The sequence below is a fragment of the Pseudomonas sp. MPB26 genome (assembly GCF_046605355.1).
GTDB lineage: Bacteria > Pseudomonadota > Gammaproteobacteria > Pseudomonadales > Pseudomonadaceae > Aquipseudomonas > Aquipseudomonas cedrina.
Window position 1 is genome coordinate 1543798 of sequence record NZ_CP176793.1, and the last position, 24270, is coordinate 1568067.

The window sequence follows — 24270 nt, forward strand, 5'->3', positions numbered from 1 at the left end:
TTTAAACAGTGACGTCGACGCCATGGCGCACGACGCGTTTATCCAACTCGCCACCCAGCCAGTAAGCCAGGTCGGCGGGGCGATCAATCTGCCAGGCCACGAAATCGGCGACCTTGCCCGCTTCCAGGGAGCCATGGGTGTCGCCCATGCCCAGCGCGGTGGCCGCATGTTGCGTGGCGCCGGCCAGGGCCTCTTCCGGGGTCATGCGAAACAGGGTGCAGGCCATGTTGAGCATCAGGCGCACCGACAAGGCCGGTGAGGTGCCGGGGTTGAGGTCGCTGGCGATAGCGATCTTCACCCCGTGCTTGCGCAAGGCCTCCATCGGCGGCAACTGGGTTTCACGCAGGAAATAGAACGCGCCCGGCAGCAATACCGCGACGGTGCCGGCGGCGGCCATGGCGATGGCGTCTTCTTCAGTCATGAATTCCAGGTGATCCGCCGACAACGCGTGGTACCGCGCAGCCAGGCTGGAGCCGTGCAACGACGAGAGTTGCTCGGCGTGCAGCTTCACCGGCAGGCCAAGTTGCAGGGCAACCTTGAACACGCGTTCCACCTGTTCGGTGGAAAACGCCAGGTATTCGCAGAACGCATCCACCGCGTCCACCAGCCCTTCTGCTGCCAATGCGGGCAGCATCTCGGCGCAAATGTGGTCGATGTAGTCGTCGGCGCGGTCCTTGTACTCCGGCGGCAACGCGTGGGCCGCCAGGCACGTGGCGCGCACGCTGACCGGCAGCGCTTCGCCGAGACGCCGCGCCACCCGCAGCATCTTGCGCTCATTGACCAGGTCCAGGCCGTAGCCGGACTTGATCTCCACGGTAGTAACACCGTCGCGCAACAGACTGCGCAGGCGTTTTTCAGCACTGACAAACAGCTCATCTTCCGTCGCGGCACGGGTTGCACGCACGGTGCTGGCGATACCGCCGCCCTTGGCCGCGATTTCGGCGTAGCTCACGCCTTGCAGACGCTGCTCGAATTCGCCGCTGCGGTTACCGCCAAACACCGTGTGCGTGTGGCAGTCGATCAGCCCGGGCGTGACCCACGCGCCTTGCAGGTCATGCACCTGGGCGTAATCCGCCGTGGGTAGCTGGCTGCGGGGGCCGATCCACTCGATGAGCGAACCGGCAGTCACCATGGCGGCATCCTCGATGATCGAGTAGTTGCCGTGGGCCATGGTTGCGACGTGACAGTGTTGCCAAAGGGTTTTCATGAACCTCTCCTCGGCTACAGGCTTGGCAGCAACTTGGCCGGCACCAGCTCATTCAGACAGCGGCTGGCGAGCAGTTCGCTGGCGGCGATGATGTCCGGGGCGAAGAAACGGTCCTTGTCGTAGAACGCCACTTTGTCGCGCAGGATGGCGCGTGCCTGTTCAAGCACAGGCGAGGTTTTCAGGCCGTCGCGCAGGTCCAGGCCCTGGCAGGCTGCCAGCCATTCAACCGCCAGAACGCCACGGGTGTTCTCCGCCATTTCCCACAAGCGCTTGCCGGCCGCCGGGGCCATGGACACATGGTCTTCCTGGTTGGCGGACGTCGGCAGGCTGTCGACACTATGGGGATGGGCCAGCGCCTTGTTCTCGCTGGCGAGCGCGGCGGCCGTCACCTGGGCGATCATGAAACCGGAGTTGACGCCGCCATTGCCGACCAGGAACGGCGGCAGTTGCGACATGTGCTTGTCCATCATCAGCGAGATACGTCGCTCGCTCAGCGAGCCGATCTCAGCGATCGCCAGCGCCATGTTATCGGCAGCCATGGCCACCGGTTCGGCGTGGAAGTTGCCGCCCGAGATCACGTCGCCCTCGGCTGCAAACACCAACGGGTTGTCCGACACGGCGTTGGCTTCCACCACCAGCACCTCGGCGGCCTGGCGGAACTGGGTCAGGCAGGCGCCCATGACTTGGGGCTGGCAGCGCAGGGAGTAAGGGTCCTGCACCTTGTCGCAGTTTTGGTGCGATTGGGAAACCTGGCTGCTTTCGCCCAGTAGCTCGCGATAGGCCGCCGCGGAATCGATCTGCCCGCGCTGGCCGCGCGCGGCATGAATACGCGCATCGAACGGTGAGCGCGAACCCAGCACGGCTTCGACGGTGAGTCCGCCGCACACCAAAGCGCCGGCGAACAAATCTTCGCCTTCAAACAGGCCACGCAAGGCATAGGCGGTCGACACCTGGGTGCCGTTGAGCAACGCCAGGCCTTCCTTGGCGGCGAGGGTCAGCGGCGTGAGGCCGGCGACTTTCAGCGCTTCGGGCGCCTCCAGCCACTCACCTTTGTAGCGCGCCTTGCCTTCGCCCAGCAGCACCAGGGACATGTGCGCCAACGGCGCCAAGTCGCCGGATGCACCGACCGAGCCCTTCAACGGAATGTGCGGGTATACCTCGGCGTTGATCAGTGCGATCAACGCGTCGATCACCTGGCGGCGAATGCCGGAGAAGCCACGGCTCAGGCTGTTGACCTTGAGCACCATGACCAGGCGCACCAGCGCGTCGCTGATCGGCTCACCGACGCCGGCGGCATGGGACAGCACCAGCGAACGCTGCAGGTTTTCCAGGTCGGCGCTGGCGATGCGGGTCGAGGCCAGCAGGCCGAAACCGGTGTTGATGCCGTAGGCGGTGCGGTTCTCGGCGAGAATCTGTTCCACGCAGGCCACACTGGCGTCGATCTGCGCCGTGGCGCTGTCATCCAGGCTGAGGGTTACCGGCTGCCGGTAGATGGCACGCAGTTGGGCGAGGCTCAGTTGGCCTGGAATCAGGTTTAGCGCAGTCACATTCGTTCTCCTTGTGAATTGTTCTTTTGAATACTTCTTTTGAAAAAATCAGTGTTCAGTGCACATCCGGCAGTGCGGTGTTTTTGATCACATCGGCGGCGCTGGCAATATCCGGCGCCAGCCAGCGATCCTGTTCGTACGCGGGGACCCCTTTACGCAGCAAGCGCCAGGCGCGGTCGGTGCCGGTGCCGAAGCGCTGGTCCTTGAGGAACTCGAATGCCTGGGCCGCCAGCAAGTACTCGATGGCGAGGATCTGCGTAACGTTGGCCAGCAGTTGGTGCAGCTTGAGCGCAGCATTGGTGCCCATGCTCAGGTGGTCTTCCTGCAAACCCGAGGTGACAAAGTTGTCGAGTACCGCCGGTTGCGCCAACTGGCGGTTCTGCGCGCACAGGGAAGCGGCGACGTACTGCACGATCATCATCCCGGAATTGACTCCAGGGTTGCTGACCAGAAACGCCGGCAAACCGCTGACGTGCGGGTTGATCAGGCGGTCGAGGCGACGTTCGGCCACCGAGCCGATTTCGGCCATGGCGATCGCCAGCAGGTCGGCCGCCAGCGCCACGGACTGCCCGTGCGGGTTGGCCTGCGACACCACGCGGTAATGCTCCGGCGTGCCGAGCAACAATGGGTTGTCGGTAGCGCTATTGAGTTCGGTGTCGATCTGGCGGGTCGCGTGTTCAACCTGATCGCGGGCCGCGCCGTGGATCTGCGGGATCGAGCGCAGGCTCAGGGCGTCCTGGGTGCGGATGCCTTTGCTGCTGGCGATCACTTCGCTGCCATCGAGCAAGGCGCGCAAGTTGATGCCCACTTGTTGCATGCCAGGGTGCGGCTTGAGCGCGATGATTTCTGCATCGAAGGCATCGATCTGACCGCGCAGGGCTTCGAAGCTCATGGCGCCGATCACGTCGGCCCATTGCAGCAGGTGATGCGCGTCAGCCAGGGCCAGGCAGCTCAGGCCGGTCATGCACGGCGTGCCGTTGACCAGGCACAGGCCGTCCTTGGCGCCCAGTACCACCGGCTGCAAACCTTCGGCGGCCAATGCCTCCTGCGCTGTCACCACCTGGCCGCGATAGCTGACGTCGCCGACGCCGAGCAGCGCCACGCCGACATGGGCCATATGGGTCAGGTAACCCACGGAACCCTGGGACGGCACCTGTGGCGTGATGCCGTGGTTGAGCAGCGCCAGCAGCGCGTGCACCACCTGCGGATGCAGCCCGGATTTGCCGTGGCTGTAGTTGATGATGGCGGCGCAGATGATCGCGCGGGTCTGCTCATCACTGAGCACCGGCCCGACACCGCAGGCATGGCTGAGCAGGGTATTGCGCGACAGTTCACTGAGTTGTTCGCCTTGCAGCGACACATTGCACAGCGCACCCAGGCCGGTGTTCACGCCATAGGCACGCTCGCCGCTGGTGACGATGCGTTGCACGATGGCCTGGGCATTGTCGATACGCGCCCAGGCCTGGCCCGAAAGTTCGAGCAATGCACCGTGGCGGGCGACGGCGACCACGTCCTGCCAGCGTAGCGGGGTGTCGGCGATGGTGATTGTTTGTGCCTGGGGCATCTTCACACCTTCTTGAGTTCTTTTGCAGCCTTACCGGCCCTATCGCAGGCAAGCCAGCTCCCACATGTGGACTGTGTGAACCCGATCAAATGTGGGAGCCGGGCTTGCACGCGATGGCGCCAGCCGGTTCACCACAAAAACCGGGTCAGACCACCGCCGCCCGCCGCTGGACAAACCGATCCACATACTCATCCGCCGGCGAATGCAGGATCTCGCGCGGCGTGCCGACCTGGATCAGCTTACCGTCCTTGAGGATCGCAATGCGGTTACCGATGCGCACCGCCTCGTCGAGGTCGTGGGTGATGAATACGATGGTCTTGTGCAAGGTCTTTTGCAGCTCCAGCAATTGGTCCTGCATCTCGGCGCGAATCAACGGGTCGAGGGCGCTGAAGGCCTCGTCCATCAGGATGATGTCGGTATCCGCCGCCAACGCGCGGGCCAGGCCGACGCGCTGGCGCATGCCGCCGGATAGCTGGTGCGGGTACTTGTTTTCGTAGCCCTTGAGGCCCACGGTTTCGATCCAGTGCAATGCGCGTTCGGCGCACACCTGCTTGGTTTCGCCACGCACCTTGAGGCCGTAGGCGACATTGTCGAGGACGCTCTTGTGGGGCAGCAGGCCGAAGCTCTGGAACACCATGCTGATCTTGTGCCGACGGAATTGGCGCAGGGCTTCCATGTCCAGTTGCAGGATATCTTCGCCGTCCACCAGGATCGCGCCGCTGGTGGGGTCGATCAGCCGGTTGAAGTGGCGCACCAGGGTCGACTTGCCGGAGCCCGACAAGCCCATGATCACGAAGATCTCTCCGGTGGCGATGCTCAGCGACAGGTCGTTGACGCCGACCACGCAACCGGTCTCGGCCAGCACCTGGTCCTTGGTCTTGCCCTGACCAATCAGGGCCAGCGCATCCTTGGCGCGATTGCCGAAGATCTTGAAGACGTTCTTGACTTCGATTTTGCTGACAGTAGTCATTTGTTCGCCTCGTGCCGTGGACGACCATAGGCCTGGGTAATGCGGTCGATGACCACAGCGAGAATCACGATCGCCAGCCCGGCTTCGAGGCCACGGCCAACGTTGAGGGTCTGGATGCCGACAAGTACGTCTTCACCCAGGCCACGGGCGCCGATCATCGAGGCGATTACCACCATCGACAACGCCATCATGGTGGTCTGGTTGATGCCGGCCATGATGCTGGGCAGCGCCAGCGGCAGTTGCACGCCGAACAGTTGTTGCCAGCGGTTGGCGCCAAAGGCGTTGATGGCTTCCATGACTTCGCCGTCGACCTGGCGAATGCCCAGGTCGGTGAGGCGGATCAGCGGCGGCGCGGCGTAGATAACCGTGGCGAAGATCGCCGGAACCTTGCCCAGGCCGAACAGCATCAGCACCGGGATCAGGTACACGAAGCTGGGCATGGTTTGCATGATGTCCAGCAGCGGCATCAGCACCGAACGCAGGCGATTGCTGCGCGCCGACAGGATGCCCAGCGGAATGCCGATCAGCACCGAGATCACCGTGGCGACCAGCATCAAGGCCAGGGTCTGCATCAGCTTGTCCCACAGGCCGACCGCGCCGACCAGGAACAGCAGGCCGACGATCACCGCCGTGGTCACCACCTTGCGCGTGGCGTGCCAGGCCACGGCGCCGACGATGGCGAGCATCAGCCACCAGGGCGCTGCGCGCAGCAAGCCTTCCAGGTTGACGATGGCCCATAGCAGAGTGTCGGAGATATGCCGGAACACATCACCGTAGTTGGTGACCAGCGAGTCCACCCAACCGTTGACCCAGTCGGCGATGGAAAACGTAAAACTCTCAGGAAACATAGCGTGCTCTCGATCCAGTGGGGTGCGGCCAGTCGCCCGGCCACCTCTGAGGGTAGCCGGGCGCGCTCGACCTACAAGGCCGCGTCGATTTTCCTGGCGGCGTCTTCACTGACCCAGGCGTGCCAGACTTCAGGATGTTCCTTGAGGAAGATCTTCGCCAGTTTCGGCGATTCGATGCGCTCCTTGGCCATGCGCCCCAGGTTCTGGTTGAGCAGGTCGATCGGCAGGTTGACCTTTTCCAGCACGGCCACCAGTTCCGGGGCCTGCTCGTGGAAGGTCTTGGACAGGCCGACCTTGATGCTCACGGTTTTATCCACACCGGGTTTTTCTTCCAGCTTGACCAGGTCGACCTGGCCCATCAATGGCGTGGGCGACCAGTAGTAGAACAGAATCGGCTCGCCACGCTTGTAGCTCGACAGCACTGCCGCATCCAGCGCCGGGCCGGTGCCTGGGCGGAAGTTGGTGTAAGTGCTTTCCAGGCCGTAGCTTTTGAGCATTTCGCTGTTGTCCAGCTCGCAGGTCCAGCCGGCCGGGCAGTTATAGAAGCGGCCCTTGGACGGCTCTTCCTGGTCCTTGAACACTGAGGCGTACTTGGCCAGGTCGGCGATGTTTTTCAGGTCAGGTGCCTTAGGCGCAAGCTTGCGCTTGGCGTCGCCTTCGATCACATAACGCGGCACGTACCAGCCTTCGATCGCGCCAACAATCGGTGCGCCGACGCCGATGACCTTGCCGGCCTTCTCGGCCTTGTTCCAGACTTCACTGCGGCCGACCCATTCTTCGGCGAACACTTGGATATCGTTGCTGCTCAGGGCGTTTTCCATGGTGATGGAATTGCCCGGCAGGCTGTCGGTTTTGCAGTCGTAGCCTTTTTCCAGCACGGTCTGCAGGATGTCGGTGAGCAACATGCCGCTTTCCCAGTTCAAGCCCGCGAATTTCACCGGCTTGCCCGATTCGCACCAACCGGCCGCCTGGGCGCCCGCAGAGGCCAGTAAGCCCGTAGCAAACAGTGTGGCCAACAGGGTCTTAGTCATTTTCATTGTTGTGACGCTCCCAATCTTGAAATGGATTACGGCAGTCAGTAGGCGTCCTGCCCTGTCCACGTCCCATCAGGCTTGTACGGCCAGCCCGGCTTTTATGGGTGTAGTGCCCTGCTCTGGCGGCAGGATCAGTTGATCGGGTACAGCGCTGTGCCATTTTTTCGCGCACAAGTAATACACGGCGGCGGGAAGCACCAGGCCGATGATCCAGGAGATATCCACGTCACCCAGCGCGGCCACCAGGGGGCCTGTGTAGAACTTGGTGGAGATGAACGGCAACTGCACCAGCACACCGAAGACGTACACGCCGATACCCAGCAGGTTCCAGCGGCCATAGCGACCGTTCGGGTCGGCCAGCGCCGGCACGTCATAGCGCTCGCGGGTAATGCAGTAGTAGTCCACCAGGTTGATCGCGCTCCAGGGCGTGAAGAACGCCAGCAGGAACAGAATGAACGACTTGAACGCACCGAGGAACGAGTGCTGGCCGAGCAGCGCGATCAGGGTCGCCGTACCGACGATGGCCAGCACGAACACCAGGCGCTGCAACCGTGTGACCTCCAGCCGTCCGCGAAAGCCGCTGATGATGGTCGCGATGCACATGAAGCTGCCGTAGGAGTTCAGCGTCGAGATGGTGACCTTGCCGAAGGCAATGCTGAAATACAGCAGCGCAGCGGTGGCCCCCGTACCACTCAGGCCAACGATGTAAGCCACTTCATGACCGGCGAATTGGCCGTTGGACATGGCCGCGGCAAACACGCCGAGCACCATCGCCACCTGGGCGCCAATCACGGAACCTGCGCCCGCGGCGAGAAAGGTTTTCACCGAAGAGGTAGTGCTCGGCAAGTAGCGTGAATAGTCCGCCACATAAGGGCCGAAGGCGATTTGCCAGGAGGCCGCGAGCGATACCGCCAGCAGAAAGCTGCTCCAACTGAAGTGACGGATTTGCAGGAGTGCGCCAACGTCGGTCTGGCTGATCAGACGGCTGAACAGATAAACAAAGGCAATCACGCCAATGATGCTGGCGACACGGCCAATGAAATGGATCACCCGGTAACCGAGCACCGTAACCAGCACGATGACGCTGGCGAAGATCAGGATACCCACGCTGTCGCTGACCCCGAACAACTGGCCCAGCGCCTGGCCGGACAGCACGGTACCGGTGGCGGTGAAGCCGAGGTACATCAAACAGACCAGCACGATCGGAATCGCCGCGCCATAGACACCGAATTGCACGCGGCTGGAGATCATCTGCGGCAGGCCAAGCTTGGGCCCTTGCGCCGCATGCAACGCCATGACGCCGCCGCCGATCAGTTGGCCGATCAACAGGCCGATCAATGACCAGAACACATCACCGCCCAGCACCACGGCCAGGGCCCCGGTGACAATCGCGGTGATCTGCAGGTTGGCGCCCATCCACAGGGTGAATTGGCTCAAGAGACGACCGTGTCTTTCCGCTTCCGGGATGTAGTCGATCGAACGCCTTTCGATCAACGGGGTGGTGTCGTTTGCAGCCATGTGTGTTCAACCTCTGGTGGATTGTCAGGTGTGCACATTGTTTTTCTGTGGGAGCGCTGTTTTTTGTGGGAGCTGGCTTGCCTGCGATGCAGGCGACTCGGTTTCTCAGTCAAACCGAGGTGATGCCATCGCAGGCAAGCCAGCTCCCACACAAGCCAGCTCCCACAGAAACCGAACCAATCGTTATTTGATCATCGGCAGGTTCAGGCCCTGCTCCTTGGCGCAATCGATCGCAATCTGATAGCCCGCGTCTGCATGACGCATCACGCCGGTGGCCGGGTCGTTGTGCAGCACGCGGGCAATCCGCTCGGCTGCTTCATCGGTACCGTCGCAAACAATGACCATGCCCGAATGCTGGGAGAAGCCCATGCCCACGCCGCCGCCGTGGTGCAGCGAGACCCAGGTCGCGCCGCTGGCGGTGTTGAGCAAGGCATTGAGCAGTGGCCAGTCGGACACGGCGTCGGAGCCGTCCTGCATGGCTTCGGTTTCGCGGTTGGGGCTGGCGACCGAGCCGGAGTCGAGGTGGTCACGGCCGATCACTACCGGCGCCGACAATTCGCCGCTGCGCACCATTTCGTTGAAGGCCAGGCCCAGCTTGGCGCGCTGGCCCAGGCCGACCCAGCAGATCCGCGCCGGCAAGCCCTGGAAGCTGATGCGCTCGCGGGCCATGTCCAACCAGTTGTGCAGGTGGGCGTCGTCCGGGATCAGCTCTTTAACCTTGGCGTCGGTCTTGTAGATGTCTTGCGGGTCGCCGGACAGCGCCGCCCAACGGAACGGGCCGATGCCACGGCAGAACAACGGGCGGATGTAGGCCGGTACGAAGCCAGGGAAGTCGAAGGCGTTCTGCACGCCTTCTTCCTGGGCCATCTGGCGGATGTTGTTGCCGTAGTCGAAGGTCGGGATGCCTTGCTTCTGGAAGTCCAGCATGGCTTGGACGTGCACCGCCATCGATTGCTTGGCGGCCTTGATCACGGCCGCCGGTTCGGTCTTCGCTCGGGCGCGGTACTCGTCCCAGGTCCAACCGGCCGGCAGGTAGCCGTTAAGTGGGTCGTGGGCGCTGGTCTGGTCGGTGACCATGTCCGGGCGCACACCGCGCTTGACCAGCTCCGGCAGGATTTCAGCCGCGTTACCCAGCAGAGCGATGGAGATGGCCTTGCCTTCCTGGGTGTACTTGGCGATGCGCGCCAGGGCGTCGTCGAGGTCGGTGGCTTGCTCGTCGACATAGCGGCTGTTCAAACGGAAATCGATGCTGACCTGCTGGCACTCGATGTTCAGCGAGCACGCGCCGGCCAGGGTGGCGGCCAACGGTTGTGCGCCGCCCATGCCGCCCAAACCTGCGGTCAACACCCAACGGCCTTTGAGGTTGCTGTCGTAATGCTGGCGACCGGCTTCGACGAACGTTTCGTAAGTGCCTTGGACGATGCCCTGGCTGCCGATGTAGATCCAGCTGCCGGCGGTCATCTGGCCGTACATGGCCAGGCCCTTGGCATCCAGTTCGTTGAAGTGCTCCCAGCTGGCCCAGTGCGGCACCAGGTTGGAGTTGGCGATCAGCACACGCGGGGCGTTGCTGTGGGTCTTGAACACGCCGACCGGTTTGCCGGATTGCACCAGCAGGGTTTCGTCGTCGTTCAGGTTCGTGAGGCTCTCGACGATCTGGTCGTAGCATTCCCAGTTACGCGCGGCCCGGCCGATGCCGCCGTATACCACCAGTTCCTTGGGGTTCTCGGCCACTTGCGGGTCGAGGTTGTTCATCAGCATGCGCAGCGGCGCTTCGGTCAGCCAGCTTTTGGCGGTGAGCTTGTTACCGTGAGCGGCGCGGATTTCGACATCACGGTATTTAGTAGGCTTGGTCACAACAAAAACTCCTCGATCGATGCGCATGCTTTGGTGCGAAGACGACTCTTACGCACACACCTTTACTTGTACATACAAGCATATGCAATCAAGCGGCCAACTTTTGCGGGGAGCGGTTGGGATTTTTCGGGAAAGTGCGTGGGGGCCTTGAAAATCTGGGCTTTGAGGCCTGATGAAACTTCTTGTTGAGGGGTTTTGCTGGGAGGGCGGCTTGTCACGGCAGCGCGGTTTTGCGCCACGCTGGGGCATTCGGTAACAAAATGGTGCGCACTGGAAACAGGACGTGAGAGTGATGTAGAACCCAATGTGGGAGCGGGCTTGCTCGCGAATGCGGTGGGTCAGCCAGCTTATCTGCTACTGATACACCGCATTCGCGAGCAAGCCCGCTCCCACATTTTTAACCACGTGCGGTCAGTTCGATGATGCAGCAGCGGCCACTGACAGAGATATCGAGCAAGCCGGTGTTACCGTCAATCTGAAGGCAATCGTGATGACCCAACGTCTGGTCCAACACCTTCACCTCATCCGCCACACTGAACACCAGCACCGTCTGCGCCGTGCTGAAAAACTGCTGCACGCCATCCATCCACTGCAAGCGCGCGTGGTATCGCTGGGGCGAATAGATCAGGTTGAAATCGCGGATCGGCCCGGTAATCAAGCGGCATGACACCTGGCTGTCACCCTTGAACGCGAAGGGCTGCAGCGGTAACAAGCCGCGCTGCTCTTCGCCATCCACGGTCAGGACCATGCCCGCGCCTTTGATCACGCTGATGACACGCTGGTAACCGGCGAAGGTGGAGAAACCGCCCGACTCGGCGATGTCGGCGATCGACAGGCGCCAGCCAAAGCCCTCAAGGCCCTCGCCGGCATCCCGGGTGATTTCTTCAGTACTGCCGCCGCCATTTTTCCATGGCATGCGCACATAGTCGGCGGCGCGCCGGATGTTTAGCGTACTCATTTACTGAACCGTCCTTCCAGGCTGTGGCGGGAACCGGGGTGGATCAAACGCGCGGCGGTCACTGGCTGGCGGCCCGACCAAGTGCGCCTGCGGATCAACAGGCAGGGTTCGGTAGGCTCGATCTGCAGCAGCTTGCACTCGGCCGCATCGGCAAGAATGGCTTCGACCACGTGCTCGCCTTCGGTCAGCGGTGCAACCTGGTTGAGATAGGCGTACGGCGTTTGCTGGGTGAAATCCTGTTGCAGGTATTCCGGGGCGACCAGGGCGTTGACGAAACGGTCCTCGATTTGCACGGGAATATCGTTTTCGAAGTGCACGATCAACGAATGAAACACCCGCCCGCCTTCGCGCATTTCCAGGGCAACAGCGCGCTCGGAACCGGCAGCCTCCTCGCCCAGGTGGATGACCTGGCAGGTATGCCGGTGACCGCGCGAAGCGATCTCATCGGCAATGTTATGCACTTCGAACAACGCCGACTGGCTCTTGGGCTCGGCGACGAAGGTGCCGACGCCCTGCATGCGCACCAGCAGACCTTCGGCGGTGAGCTCGCGCAGGGCGCGGTTGATGGTCATGCGGCTGAAACCCAGCTGGCTGACCAGTTCACTCTCGGACGGTACGCGGTAATGGGGTGGCCAGTTGCCGCTGAGGATCTGCTGGCTGATCATCTGTTTGACGCGGGCATACAAGGGCGCCGGACTTTCGTCCATGTGGGCAGCCAGCGAAGACTTGGCGGGCGGAGTCGGCACAGGGAATCCTTGCAAGGGGAAAAGATGCATAGATTGCCGGAGTTTACCGAGCAGGCAAACGTCTGTATATGTATATACAAATAAACACACGACCGGAGTGTTCTGATCATGTCCGCTTTTTTCGCCGAACGCGCGCTGCTGCCTAGTGGATGGGCCAATGATGTACGCCTTGAAGTCAGTGCCGAAGGCCTGCTGACAAAGGTCGAGGCCAATGCCAGCTTCGATGCCGCCGAAAGGCTGAGAGGCCCGGTGTTGGCGGGCATGCCGAACCTGCACTCCCATGCATTCCAACGCGCCATGGCCGGTTTGGCCGAAGTGGCCGGTAACCCGAATGACAGTTTCTGGACCTGGCGCGACTTGATGTACCGCATGGTCGGCCAGATCAGCCCGGAGCAATTGCAGGTGATCGCGCGTCAGCTGTATATCGAGATGCTCAAGGCCGGCTATACCTCGGTTGCCGAGTTTCATTACGTCCATCACGATGTCACGGGCCAGGCGTACGCCGATCGTACCGAGCTGTCGCGGCAAATCAGCCAGGCGGCGGCGGACAGCGGCATCGGCCTGACGTTGCTGCCCGTGCTCTATACCCACTCGGGGTTTGGTGGCCAGGCGCCGAATGAAGGCCAGCGGCGGTTCATCAACAGCACCGAGCATTATCTGGACCTGCAGGCGCGCCTCAAGCCACTCCTAGCCGCCCAGCCGGCCCAGCAATTGGGCCTTTGCTTTCACTCGTTGCGTGCGGTCACGCCCGAGCAAATCAATCACGTGCTCGCCGCCAGCGATAAAGCCTGCCCGGTGCATATCCACATCGCCGAGCAGCAGAAAGAAGTCGACGATTGCCTGGCTTGGAGCGGCAAGCGCCCGCTGCAATGGCTATATGACAATGTCGACGTGGATGAGCGCTGGTGCCTGGTGCACGCCACTCACGCCGATGCGGATGAAGTCACGCGCATGGCCCGGAGCCGCGCGATTGCCGGTTTGTGCCTGACCACCGAGGCCAATTTGGGCGACGGGATTTTCCCGGCGGTGGATTTTCTCGCACAGGGCGGGCGCATGGGCATCGGGTCCGACAGCCATGTGTCATTGAGCGTGGTGGAAGAACTGCGCTGGCTTGAATATGGCCAGCGCCTGCGCGATCAACGGCGCAATCGTCTGTATCGCAATGATCAGCCAATGGTCGGCCGTACGCTATTCGATGCCGCACTGGATGGTGGCGCCCAGGCACTGGGCCAGTCGATCGGCCGATTGGAAGTGGGCAGGCGTGCAGATTGGCTGGTGCTGGATGGCAACGATCCGTACCTGGCAACGGCGACGGAGGATGGGATTCTCAACCGCTGGTTGTTTGCGGGTGGCGATCGCCAGGTGCGTGATGTGCTAGTGAACGGAAAGTGGGTAGTGCGCGATGGGCGGCATGCCGGCGAAGAGGAAAGCAGCCGGGCGTTTACGCAAGTCTTGAGAGAACTGCTGGGTTAAGAACGACGCATAACCAATGTGGGAGCGGGCTTGCTCGCGAATGCGGAGTGTCAGTCGACTTATTCATCAACTGACAGACTGCATTCGCGAGCAAGCCCGCTCCCACAGTTTGATCAGCGGTGATCCTGGATTACTGCGAGGTCTTCGCCATCTGCTTGTCCGAAGTACGCCAGATCAATCGCGTAGTGTCATACCCCTGTTGCCGCGCCCTGCTCAGCAGGTCTTCGCGAGTATCGGCGCTCACCGTCGGCGTGCGCGACAAGACCCACATGTAGCGTCGGCTCGGGCTGCCGACAAGCGCGGTCTTGTAGTCGTCGCTCACATACAACACCCAGTAATCGCCCTTGGCGACGCCGGGCAACAACGCGGTAAACCAGTTGTTGAATTCCACCCAGAGCTTATCGGTCTTGCCCGGCACTTGCGGCGTGGCGGTACCCTTGGCTTCTTCCCACTTCCACTCAGTCGTCAGGCAGCGGTTGAACACCGACATGTCGCCATCGGGCAACAGCGTGTAGCGGGCTTCGGACTGCGCACAGTTGCGCTGGAAGTACATCGGCAATCGCGCCAACTCATACCAGGTGCCCTGGTAACGCTTAAGGTTGACGTTGTTCGCGGTCTTGGGTTGCAGATCATCGCCAGAATGGCTGGCGCAGCCCGCCAAAAACAGGCTGGCGCAAAGGAACAAAACAAAACGCATCATTCTTCTTCTCCCGCAGGCTCTCGCCCCGGTTTACTTCAGGCCTTGCCCGGAAAACATCAGAACCTTGTCACCGGCATATTGAACGCTGATAAAGCTGTTTTTATCGCCCCAGGTGCAGCTGGACATGCCCAGTGCGCCGGAACAATCGGTCGGCTTGCCCAACAACGACTCCACCTCTGCCTTGGCCATGCCAGCCGACAATTTTTCGTAGTTTTCTTGATTGACCTTGCTGCAAGCGGCCAACAGCACGCAAAAAGCCAGCAGAGCGAGACGGCGTAACGACATGGAAAAACTCCTGGAGGGACGAAGCAGCCTGGGTATCTGCCAGAAGCTTAGAAGGGAAAAGAGGTGTCTGGTTCCCGACGAACGAAAACAAAAAAGCCCCGCAAACGCTGAAACGTTTCGGGGCTTCTTCAAGGGTGAACCGGCTCACAACAACGCCGATCACTCATCGCGGCAACTTACTTCTTGTGGTAAGCCGTCACACGCTCAACTTCTTCCTTGGAACCCAGGAACACCGCCACACGCTGGTGCAGGCCTTCGGGCTGGATGTCGAGGATGCGCTGGTGGCCGTCGGTGGAGGCGCCGCCGGCCTGTTCGACCAGGAAGGACATCGGGTTGGCTTCGTACATCAGGCGCAGCTTGCCCGGCTTGGATGGCTCGCGGCTGTCGCGTGGGTACATGAACAAGCCACCACGGGTCAGGATGCGGTGCACGTCGGCTACCATCGCGGCGACCCAGCGCATGTTGAAGTTTTTCTTCAACGGGCCTTCTTCGCCGGCCATCAACTCGCCCACGTAGCGGGTGACGGGTGCTTCCCAGTGGCGCTGGTTGGACATGTTGATCGCGAATTCCTGGGTGGACGCAGGAATGGTGATGTCTTCGTGGGTCAACACGAAGCTGCCCATTTCACGGTCCAGGGTGAAGCCCTTGACCCCGTCGCCCAGGGTCAGCACCAGCATGGTCTGCGGGCCGTAGATCGCGTAGCCGGCAGCGACCTGCTCGGTGCCTGGCTGCAAAAAGGCCTTTTCGTTCAGGGCTTCGTTCTGGCTCAGGTATTCGTTCGGGCAACGCAGTACCGAGAAGATGGTGCCGACCGGGGCGTTGATGTCGATGTTGGACGAGCCGTCCAGTGGGTCGAACACCAGCAAATAGGCGCCTTTGGGGTATTTGCCCGGGATCTGGTAGGCATTGTCCATTTCTTCGGACGCCATGCCGGCCAGGTGACCGCCCCATTCGTTGGCCTCGAGCAGGATCTCGTTGGAGATCACGTCGAGCTTCTTCTGTACTTCGCCCTGCACGTTTTCAGTGCCCATGCTGCCCAGGACACCACCCAGTGCGCCTTTGGACACGGCGTGGCTGATTTCCTTGCAGGCACGCGCCACCACTTCGATAAGGAAGCGCAGATCGGCAGGCGTGTTGTTGCTGCGGGTCTGCTCGATCAAATAGCGACTCAAGGTAACGCGGGACATGTAAGGCTCCGGACAATGGGGGGGCTTGAAAACCCGCGCAGTTTAGCGCGAGTCTGGGCGTATTTCCTCCTATCAGAGGATTTAAACCCAATAGAGTTCATGGACTTTATTTAACCTGCCGCCGGCGGCTTGCGCAGCAAACTGTAGGCCATGGCGCCCAGCGCGGCCACGCCCAGCAATAATACGGCCCACAGGCCGAGTTTTTTCCAGTTCGGCCCGCTCTCGACAGCCGCCACAACCGCAGGCGACGTGACGGCGACCGCCCCCGCAATGCTGGCTTGCCCCAGCGCCTTGAGGCGCTCGGCGCTGTAGTCCGGGATCAGCGTCGACAGCGGCAGGTTGGCGGCCTTCACCGAGGCATTCCCCAATGCCAGGCTGAACGGCGGCTCTCCCCGCGCCAGGAACACCAGCTGGGTCGTGCGTACCGCGAAACGCAAAGCTGGCGCTTGCGCGCCCAGGCCACCGCCGCGCTCGTCAACCTGCACCCTGAGCTGACTGACGACCTGGCCCGGCAACTGCAACTCATCCTGCACCAGGTCCTGGCCGTTCTGGGACAGGCGGTACAACAACCCATTGCTCAAGGGCTGCCACGCTTGCTTGGCATCACCTCGCCCCGACACCGTCACCGGCGCCAGCGTGTTGGGTTGCTTCAGTTCGATACGCACGCGCTCCACATTCAGACCCGTGGGCAACTGCCAGCTGTATTCGCCGGCCTTGAGTCGCGTGCCAGCCAACGGCTGCGACCACCCCAGCGGGGCCGGCAGGCTGCTGCTGGTGGCGCTTGCCAGTTTGGCGGAGGTCAGCAGCGGCGCCGCCTGGCCTTGCCACACCAGACGCAGGTACCGCGCCGATTGCCCCGGCAGGCTGACGTCATGCTGCTCGACGCGCTCGTCGGCAAACGACAAGCGCGCCACTTGCCCATCGCCCCAGGATTGCCAGTGCTGCAAGTCGTCGCTGGCTTCAATGCTGAAACGCTGGAAGCCATCTTGCTCGCCGCTCCAGTCCAGGCTCAGTTGCTGCAAGGGCGCCTTGATCGCGCTGGCGTCCAGCACCCAACCGCGCAGGACCTGCTTGCCGGTTTTCGCCGCCGTGCCCGGCTTGATTTCCACCAGGGTGCCTTCGCGGGTGGTTTTCATCACCACGCCGGGCAAGGCCTGCCGGGTGTCGGCGGCGTACAGCGGGAACCACTTCACGTCCGTGACATTGCGGCTTTCGGTGCGCTGGGACGACTGGCGCGACAACGCATACGCCTGAGGTTCCCCGGCCGCGTTGAAGACACGCACATCGCTCAGGTCGGCCTGACGCGCATTCAATTGCACGTCCAACGGCAATTCCAGGCGATACCAAGGGCCGTTGCCGCTGATGCTCAGTGGCACCTGGCTGGCGAAATCCGCCGGGCGCTCCTGGGCCCACGCCGACCACGTCGCACACATGCCCAACAGGGCCACGCTCAACTTACCGATCAAGAGGCTGCTCCTTCAGTTTCCAGCACAGGTTCGGCACGCTTGGGCGGCAGCGGCGCAAAATAGCCCACCACCAGCAACAAGCCGCCGACGCCAATAAACGACACGATCCGCGCCAGGCCGCCACGATTGCTCAGTTCGACAAAGAATAACTTGGCCACCACCACCGCAATCAGCGCCGCGCCGATCAACCACACCTCGCGACGATGGCGCAGGTGGCCGCCGATCATCAGGCCCAGGGCGATCAAGGTCCATATGATAGACAGGCCGGCTTGCACCAACATCGATTCGAGCAACGCGTCCAGCTCAAACGGCACCGCGCCCCAATGGTGCGCGGTGCGCATCACCAGCGTGGTGAAGAACGCAAACAGTGAAAGCCCCGCCACGCCTTGGGCAAGCAACTCGGCCCGCGGCCCGCGTTGCGGCGCCACGCTGCGCGACCACACGTACACTCCCAGCAGCGCGAACAACAGACCCAGGTCCAGCGGGTTTAACAACGGCACATAGGGCAACGGGTCGGCCGTGCCGTCGCTGAAGCTGTTTGCCAGCCAGAACCAACCGAGCATCAGCACGGCCAATGGCAGTGCCGCGAGCACGCGATATTCGCGCGGATAGGCCGACACCGGCCACGGCCAGTTGCGCGGCGCGGCGGCCAGTACCAGGTAGAGACTTGGCAGAATTGCCCAGCCCAACCAGCGCCAGGCGTTGTATTCGGCCGAGAAACGCAGCAGGCCGTAGCGCAATTCCAGCGCCAGCAGGCCGATCAACATCCAGCAGCCCAGCACATGGGCGATGCCCAGCGCCCTGCCCGGCACCACCGTTGCCAAGCGCCGCAGCGAAACAAAATGCACCACGAACACGGCCGGCCAGGCCAGCCAGCCGTACTGCGCCGCCGGGTGGTAATAGGTGTGCGCCGAGACCAGCAGCACCAAGCCCGCCGCTGGCATCAGCAAGGTGCAGAGCATGCCCAGCGACGCCCAACGCAGACGTGCCGCCAACAGCGTCCAGATCGCCACGCTGGCGACAGCGATGCCGAGCAGGAAAGCACCGCGCAGTTCATTTGGAACAAACCGCAGCACTTCACCGGCCAGCGCCATCGTCCACCACGCCGTCCCCCACACCAGCAGCAAGTCGGACAAGCGTTGCAGTTTCAACACGGCGAACACGGGCGCATGAGGCTCACGCTGCAAGCGCCAGGCACCGACCAATGCGGCCAGGCCCAGCACCATCGGCGTCCAGAAACCACTGTGGGCCAATGGGCGCAAGCCTTCACCGGTCAACGGCCCGAGCAGCTCCGGTACCGACAGCAGGAATGAGCCGCCGCCAATCAGTTGCAACAGCAAGCCGAACACAAAGCTGACGCGCTGTTGCAGGTACAGGCTGAGCCAAATGATCAACAAACCGCTGGCCGCCCACACACCGCTAGCGCTTTGCCATGGCAGCACGAACAGCACGGCGAGATTGATCAGGACGAGGCCCGCAAGCAGCACCACCGACAAGCCGCGCAACAGGCGCACATCGCCGCGCACCTGGTCATCGCGCGCCGCCATCAGCATCCCGCCGATCAAGGCCAGCCCGATCAGCGAGGCCGTGAGCAAGCCACTCCAGCCGGCATTGAACACCGCCGTCCCGTCGCCACCTTGCAGGTGCAGCAGGAACAACGCACCGCCGAGCAACTGCACGCCAAACGCCGTGAACAGGAACGTACGCGAACCGATGCGCAGGCCAACGAACAGCGTCGCCAGGCCCGCGAGCGCCCAACTGACCGCCGTGCCCTGGGTATCGAGCAGCATGGGAGCAAGCAGGTACAAAAAGCTCAAGCCAAGGCTCGCCAAAACCGGCAGGCCTTTACGTTCCGATGCCGTCGCCTGTTCAGGGGACGCCTTGCGCAACTGATCAAAGCTGAACAGCAACGCCGCGCCCAGCATCAGCGCACCCAATGGGGCGCCATCGAGCAAGGTGTGCTCGCCGAGGCTTAGCTCGCTGAGGAACGCCAGCGCCGAGCCCACTTGCAGCAACAAGCCGAAAGCCCGCGCCAGTGGCCGCTGTTGACGCAGGCCCAGCCAGAAGATCCCGGCGCCTTCCACCGCCCACGCCGCAGCGGTCCAGCGCGCATCGAGGCCCAGGGGAATTGCCAGGCTGGCAAAGATCACGCCCAGGGCCAGGCAGGTTTCCGCCAGCAGCAAGGCACGCCCGCCGCTCAGCAACCGCGCCAGGCCCATGTAGATAATACCCAGGCCCAGCGCACTGAACGCGGCGGCGAACTCCAGGTGCTGCACCAGCGCAAACTGCAAGCCAAAGCCCACCAGCGGCGGGCCGAACAGCATACTGCCGTCGACGTAATCACCTTTGGCTGCCGACCAACGCAGCAACGCATCACGCCCTTCGGGGGCATCACCCATTTCCACCAGCTTGCGCCGGGCGAACAACAGGCCGATCGCCAGATACATCAGGAAGAACAGGATCAGGAACGGCTCGGTACTCCACAGCAGTTCCGGCGTGTAGGAACGCATGCCCCACGCGAAGCCGATGCCGAAAGTCCCAACAAAACCGATCAGGTTGAGCAAGCGCCAGGCCTTGAACCAGGCGATGGCAAGGATGCCGGTATTGAGCAAGGCGAAATAACTGAACAGCGCCACATGGTTGCCGGCGCCGGTGGACGTAAGAATCGGGGCGGCAAAACCGCCCAATGCCGCCGCGCAAGCCAACCCCAGCGCGTCCTGGGTAATCGCCAGGATCGCCGAAAACACCGTGACCGCCACCAGCAGGCCCAGGGCCGCGCTCGGGTCGATCAGCGGATGCAGGCGCATCGCGGCGAATACCGTCAGGTACAACACCGCAATGCCGGTGCCTTGCAGCATCAACCCGTAGTTGCTGTTGCGCAGCCGTAGCCACCAGCCCAGGCCCAGCAGGCCGAGTGCGGCCGCGGCTACGCCGGCGTAACGCACCTCGATCGGCACCACCATGCCTTCGGTGGCATAGCGCAGCAGGAAGGCCAGGCCAAGGAACAACAGCACCACACCGACGCGCAGCACCGTGTTGCCGCCGAACAGCCAATTGCGCGCGCCGCTGATGGCACGTTCGATCAGGTTGGGACCGCGCGGGATGACCGGCTCTTGCGGCACATGGAGGGTTGGGAGAGGTGTCCAGACATGTTCCGGTAACGCTTGGCTCGCCTCGGTGACCTTCGCCATGGGCGCCACTGCGGTCGGCAACTCCCAGACCAATTCGGGCGCCTCGGCGGCAGGTACCGGTTCAGGGGCAAGTTCAGGAGTGGGTGCTTCGACAATGACATTGCTTGACGACGCGGGCACTTCCAGCAGTCGCAGACGCTCGCCCAGCGCGATCAGTGCCTTCTGGGTGGTTTCCAACGCAAGCGCTTGCTGATCCGCCTGGGCCGACAGCTTGGCCAGGCGGATGGCCTGGCCGATGCCGAGCCCCAACAGCGCACCGATGCCCGCATCGCTGAACGACTCGTCGAGCGTCCAACCGAGCACCAGGCCCAGTAGCATGAAAATCCATTGCATGGTCGATATTCCCTGAGCAGCCCGAGGCGGGCAAACCGGGGCCTAGTATATCGACGCGCAACTAATGTGGGAGCGGGCTTGCTCGCGAATGCGGTGTGCCAGTCGACATATTTGTTAACTGACATATCGCATTCGCGAGCAAGCCCCCTCCCACAGGGGGCATTGCGGTGTTTAGTCGAGAGCTTTCCAGATTTCGGTGGCGTATTCGCGGATTGTCCGATCCGAGCTGAACCAGCCCATCCGCGCCGTATTCAGCACCGCCGAGCGCCACCAGGCCTTGGAGTCATGCCAATGCGCTTCGACCTTGGCCTGGGCGTCCCAGTACGAATCGAAGTCGGCACACACCAGAAACCGGTCGTAGTCGATCAGCCCGTCGATCAAGCCCACGTAGCGCCCTGGATCATCCGGCGAGAACACCCCGCCACGGATCGCTTGCAGCACATCGTTGAGTCGATGCGACGCCGCGATATCAGGCCCGGCGCTGAATTCACCGGCCTGTTTGCGGGCTTCCACCTGCTGCGCGCTGAGACCGAAGATAAACATGTGCTCGGCGCCGACACGCTCGTGCATTTCCACGTTGGCGCCGTCCATGGTGCCGATGGTCAGCGCGCCGTTGAGGCCGAATTTCATGTTGCTGGTGCCCGACGCTTCAAAGCCGGCGGTGGAAATCTGCTCTGACAAATCCGCCGCCGGAATGATGCTTTCCGCCAGGCTGACGTTGTAGTTGGGCAGGAACACCACCTTGAGCAAGCCACGCACGGTCGGGTCGTTGTTGACGGTGCGTGCGATGTCGTTGGTCAGCTTGATGATCAGCTTGGCCTGGTGATAACTCGCCGCCGCCTTGCCGGCGAAGATCTTCACGCGCGGCACCCAGTCGACCTCGGGTTCGGCACGGATCGCCTGGTACAGCGCCACGGTGTGCAACAGGTTGAGCAACTGGCGCTTGTATTCGTGGATCCGCTTGACCTGTACGTCGAACATCGCCGCCGGGTTCACCGAAATGCCCAGGCGCTCATGGATGATCTCGGCCAGCGCGCGCTTGCTGTGCAGGCGCTGATCGGCGAAGGCTTTGCGGAACGTCTGCTTCTCGGCAAAGGTTTCCAGCTCGCCCAGGCGGGTTTCCATGGTGTCGAGGATGTCCGGGCCCAATGCCTCCACCAGCATCGAGGTGAGCTTGGGGTTGGCCTGGTACAACCAGCGACGGAAGGTGATGCCGTTGGTTTTGTTGTTGATGCGCTCCGGGTACAGCTTGTGCAGTTCGGAGAACACCGTGCTGCGCATCAGCTGGGTGTGCAGGCCGGACACGCCGTTGACGCTGTGGGAACCGAGGAACGCCAGGTTGCCCATGCGCACGCGACGGCCGTTGTCTTCTTCGATCAGCGATACCGCGCGCAGTACGTCGAAATCGTGCACGCCTTTGGCGCGCAGCGAGTCGATGTGCTGGGCGTTGATCAGGTAAATGATCTGCATGTGGCGCGGCAGCATGCGCTCCATCAGCCCGACCGGCCAGGTTTCCAGGGCTTCGGGCAGCAGGGTGTGGTTGGTGTAGGAAAGCGTTTCGACGGTGACGTCCCATGCGGCTTCCCACGGGATGTCGTGCAGGTCAACCAATTGACGCATCAGCTCGGCCACCGCGATGGACGGGTGGGTGTCGTTGAGCTGGATCGCCGCGTGTTCGCCCAGGCTCAGCACCGAGCCGTGCATGTTCTTGTGGCGGCGCAGCAGGTCTTGCAACGAGGCCGCGACAAAGAAGTATTCCTGGCGCAGGCGCAGTTCCTGCCCCGCTTCCGTGCTGTCAGCCGGGTACAGCACGCGCGAGATGCTCTCGGCGCGCGCCACTTCGGCGACGGCGCCCAGGTGATCACCGGCGTTGAAGCGTTCCAGGTGCAGGTCTTCGACCGCCCGTGCGCGCCACAGGCGCAAGGTATTGACGCTGGCGCCGCGCCAGCCGACCACCGGGGTGTCGTAGGCAACGGCACGTACCGTTTCGCTGGGCGTCCACACCTGGATCAGCTTGCCGGAAGCGTCCGGCAGGGTTTCGACGCTGCCGCCAAAACCGATCGGGTAAATCACTTCGGCCCGCTCGAATTCCCACGGGTTGCCGAAATCCAGCCAGCGTTCGGTCTGCTCCTGTTGCCAGCCATCGACAATTGCCTGGCGGAACAAGCCATGTTCATAGCGAATGCCGTAGCCGTGGCCGGCAATGCCCAGTGTCGACATGCTTTCCATAAAGCAGGCAGCCAAGCGCCCCAGGCCACCGTTGCCAAGCGCCGCATCGGGTTCCAGCAGACGGATGCGCTCAAGGTCCACGCCCAACTCGGACAGCGCGTCGCGTGCGATCTCGAGCACGCCGAGATTGCTCAGGCTGTCATAGAGCAGGCGGCCGATGAGGAATTCCAGGGAAAGGTAATAGACCCGTTTCTGGCCTTTGCGGTAAATACGCCGCGTATGGTCCATCCAGTGGTCGACCATCTGGTCGCGGGCGGCCAAGGCTATGGCTTCGAACCAGTCATGGTCGAAGGCGTGATCCGGGTCCTTGCCCACCGCATAGGTGAGCTTGGTCAAGACGGCATCGCGGAACGCGGCTACCTCTGCTTCTCGTGCAAGTGGTTCCTGAGACATCAAATGCGACCTCGGGCGAGATAGAAGGAGTTGCTAGAGCCTAGACGCTCTGACACACGGCGTAGGCGCTGGTTCGTCAGTTTTTTAACTCATTCACTGTTGAAAGGATTAGATGCAGGGGTCGTGCCCGATCTTCGAGCAAAGATAAAATCTTGAAAATATTGTTCAAAAAATCACCAATCCCGGTATGATCGCGCGCCCGGATACAGCCCCACCTTTTGGAACCCCGATGAAGCCTCAATTGATCGCCGCCGCGGAACTCGACCGTCTCGAGACCTGGCAGAAATATTCCGCCCACATGTGCGGCGGCTGCGTGTCCAGCTGCTGCACGCTGCCGGTCGAAGTGAAGATCAAGGACCTGATCCGCATTGGCATCGTTGACGAGTTCGAGCGCGGCGACCCGCCGAAGAACATCGCCAAGCGCTTGCAGAAGGAAGGCATCGTCGAGCGCTTCAATTCCAAGTCCGAAATTTTTACCCTGCAGCGCATGAGCAACAACGATTGCTTGTACCTGGATCGCAAGACGCGCTTCTGCACCATTTACGACAAGCGCCCGGATACTTGCCGCAATCATCCGAAGATCGGGCCGCGGCCGGGGTATTGTGCGTATAAGCCCAAGGAAGTGGTGCGCGAGACCAAGTTAAAGACGCTCGATAAGTTCTGATCCGATCATTCCCACGCTCCGCGTGGGAATGCAGCCCTGGGCGCTCTGCGTCCGCCCCTGAAAGCGGGACGCGGAGCGTCCCAAGAGGCATTCCCACGCGTAG

The 24270-nt window shown here is 62.3% G+C and carries 18 protein-coding genes; 2 read left to right on the top strand and 16 right to left on the bottom strand.

The features are described 5' to 3' along the window. Position 1 precedes the first annotated feature (1 nt). From hutI to hutC, 10 genes are all read right to left on the bottom strand, one after another. Positions 2–1207 carry an imidazolonepropionase gene (gene hutI / locus ACLH0H_RS07150; protein ID WP_411381502.1) on the bottom strand — a complete coding sequence of 402 codons (1206 nt, stop codon included), beginning with the start codon at positions 1205–1207 and terminating at the stop codon, positions 2–4. 14 nt (positions 1208–1221) lie between these two features. Beyond that, positions 1222–2754 carry a histidine ammonia-lyase gene (hutH, locus tag ACLH0H_RS07155; protein ID WP_411381503.1) on the bottom strand — a complete coding sequence of 511 codons (1533 nt, stop codon included), beginning with the start codon at positions 2752–2754 and terminating at the stop codon, positions 1222–1224. Positions 2755–2809: 55 nt separating this feature from the next. Then, the gene (gene hutH, locus ACLH0H_RS07160) at positions 2810–4318 is read right to left on the bottom strand and encodes an HAL/PAL/TAL family ammonia-lyase (protein WP_411381504.1); all 1509 of its coding nucleotides are present in this window, start codon (positions 4316–4318) and stop codon (positions 2810–2812) included. 145 nt (positions 4319–4463) lie between these two features. Further along, positions 4464–5288 carry a quaternary amine ABC transporter ATP-binding protein gene (locus ACLH0H_RS07165; RefSeq protein ID WP_411381505.1) on the bottom strand — a complete coding sequence of 275 codons (825 nt, stop codon included), beginning with the start codon at positions 5286–5288 and terminating at the stop codon, positions 4464–4466. Continuing rightward, on the bottom strand, positions 5285–6136 hold the full coding sequence (locus ACLH0H_RS07170) for an ABC transporter permease (RefSeq protein ID WP_076951684.1): 852 nt from the start codon (positions 6134–6136) through the stop codon (positions 5285–5287). Before ACLH0H_RS07170 ends, ACLH0H_RS07165 begins: the two co-directional genes overlap by 4 nt. A gap of 71 nt (positions 6137–6207) precedes the next feature. Next, positions 6208–7173, bottom strand: coding sequence for an ABC transporter substrate-binding protein (locus ACLH0H_RS07175; RefSeq protein ID WP_411381506.1), 966 nt, complete (start codon positions 7171–7173; stop codon positions 6208–6210). Between the two features lie 69 nt (positions 7174–7242). After that, positions 7243–8688, bottom strand: coding sequence for a purine-cytosine permease family protein (locus ACLH0H_RS07180; RefSeq protein WP_411381507.1), 1446 nt, complete (start codon positions 8686–8688; stop codon positions 7243–7245). A 183-nt stretch (positions 8689–8871) separates the two neighbouring features. After that, entirely contained in the window at positions 8872–10542 is a 1671-nt protein-coding gene (gene hutU / locus ACLH0H_RS07185) for a urocanate hydratase (protein WP_411381508.1), read from the bottom strand. 397 nt (positions 10543–10939) lie between these two features. Next, positions 10940–11500, bottom strand: a complete 561-nt coding sequence (locus ACLH0H_RS07190; RefSeq protein WP_411381509.1) for a HutD family protein — start codon at positions 11498–11500, stop codon at positions 10940–10942. Next, a complete protein-coding gene (gene hutC / locus ACLH0H_RS07195; RefSeq protein WP_197678495.1) occupies positions 11497–12207 on the bottom strand; it encodes a histidine utilization repressor in 711 nt (236 codons plus the stop codon). Before hutC ends, ACLH0H_RS07190 begins: the two co-directional genes overlap by 4 nt. A gap of 147 nt (positions 12208–12354) precedes the next feature. On the opposite strand from hutC, the gene ACLH0H_RS07200 reads away from it, so the two are divergent. Beyond that, positions 12355–13719 (top strand): formimidoylglutamate deiminase, encoded by a 1365-nt coding sequence (locus tag ACLH0H_RS07200; RefSeq protein WP_411381510.1) that lies wholly within the window; start codon positions 12355–12357, stop codon positions 13717–13719. Between the two features lie 130 nt (positions 13720–13849). On the opposite strand, the gene ACLH0H_RS07205 is transcribed toward ACLH0H_RS07200, so the two are convergent. The 6 genes from ACLH0H_RS07205 to ACLH0H_RS07230 all read right to left on the bottom strand — a co-directional run bounded on the left by ACLH0H_RS07205 (position 13850) and on the right by ACLH0H_RS07230 (position 23503). Further along, entirely contained in the window at positions 13850–14419 is a 570-nt protein-coding gene (locus ACLH0H_RS07205; RefSeq protein ID WP_411381511.1) for a lipocalin family protein, read from the bottom strand. Between the two features lie 30 nt (positions 14420–14449). Further along, positions 14450–14704 carry a hypothetical protein gene (locus ACLH0H_RS07210; RefSeq protein ID WP_076951672.1) on the bottom strand — a complete coding sequence of 85 codons (255 nt, stop codon included), beginning with the start codon at positions 14702–14704 and terminating at the stop codon, positions 14450–14452. Positions 14705–14880: 176 nt separating this feature from the next. Beyond that, positions 14881–15891 (bottom strand): class 1 fructose-bisphosphatase, encoded by a 1011-nt coding sequence (locus tag ACLH0H_RS07215; protein ID WP_411381512.1) that lies wholly within the window; start codon positions 15889–15891, stop codon positions 14881–14883. 110 nt (positions 15892–16001) lie between these two features. After that, positions 16002–17354 (bottom strand): DUF3999 domain-containing protein, encoded by a 1353-nt coding sequence (locus ACLH0H_RS07220; RefSeq protein ID WP_411382381.1) that lies wholly within the window; start codon positions 17352–17354, stop codon positions 16002–16004. Continuing rightward, positions 17354–20881, bottom strand: coding sequence for a DUF2339 domain-containing protein (locus tag ACLH0H_RS07225; protein ID WP_411381513.1), 3528 nt, complete (start codon positions 20879–20881; stop codon positions 17354–17356). Before ACLH0H_RS07225 ends, ACLH0H_RS07220 begins: the two co-directional genes overlap by 1 nt. 171 nt (positions 20882–21052) lie before the next feature. Further along, positions 21053–23503: a glycogen/starch/alpha-glucan phosphorylase gene (locus tag ACLH0H_RS07230; RefSeq protein WP_411381514.1), complete on the bottom strand. Its 2451-nt coding sequence runs from the start codon at positions 23501–23503 to the stop codon at positions 21053–21055. A 229-nt stretch (positions 23504–23732) separates the two neighbouring features. Here ACLH0H_RS07230 and ACLH0H_RS07235 point away from each other — a divergent pair, with 229 nt between their 5' ends. Beyond that, positions 23733–24167, top strand: coding sequence for a YkgJ family cysteine cluster protein (locus tag ACLH0H_RS07235; protein ID WP_068935359.1), 435 nt, complete (start codon positions 23733–23735; stop codon positions 24165–24167). Positions 24168–24270 lie beyond the last annotated feature (103 nt).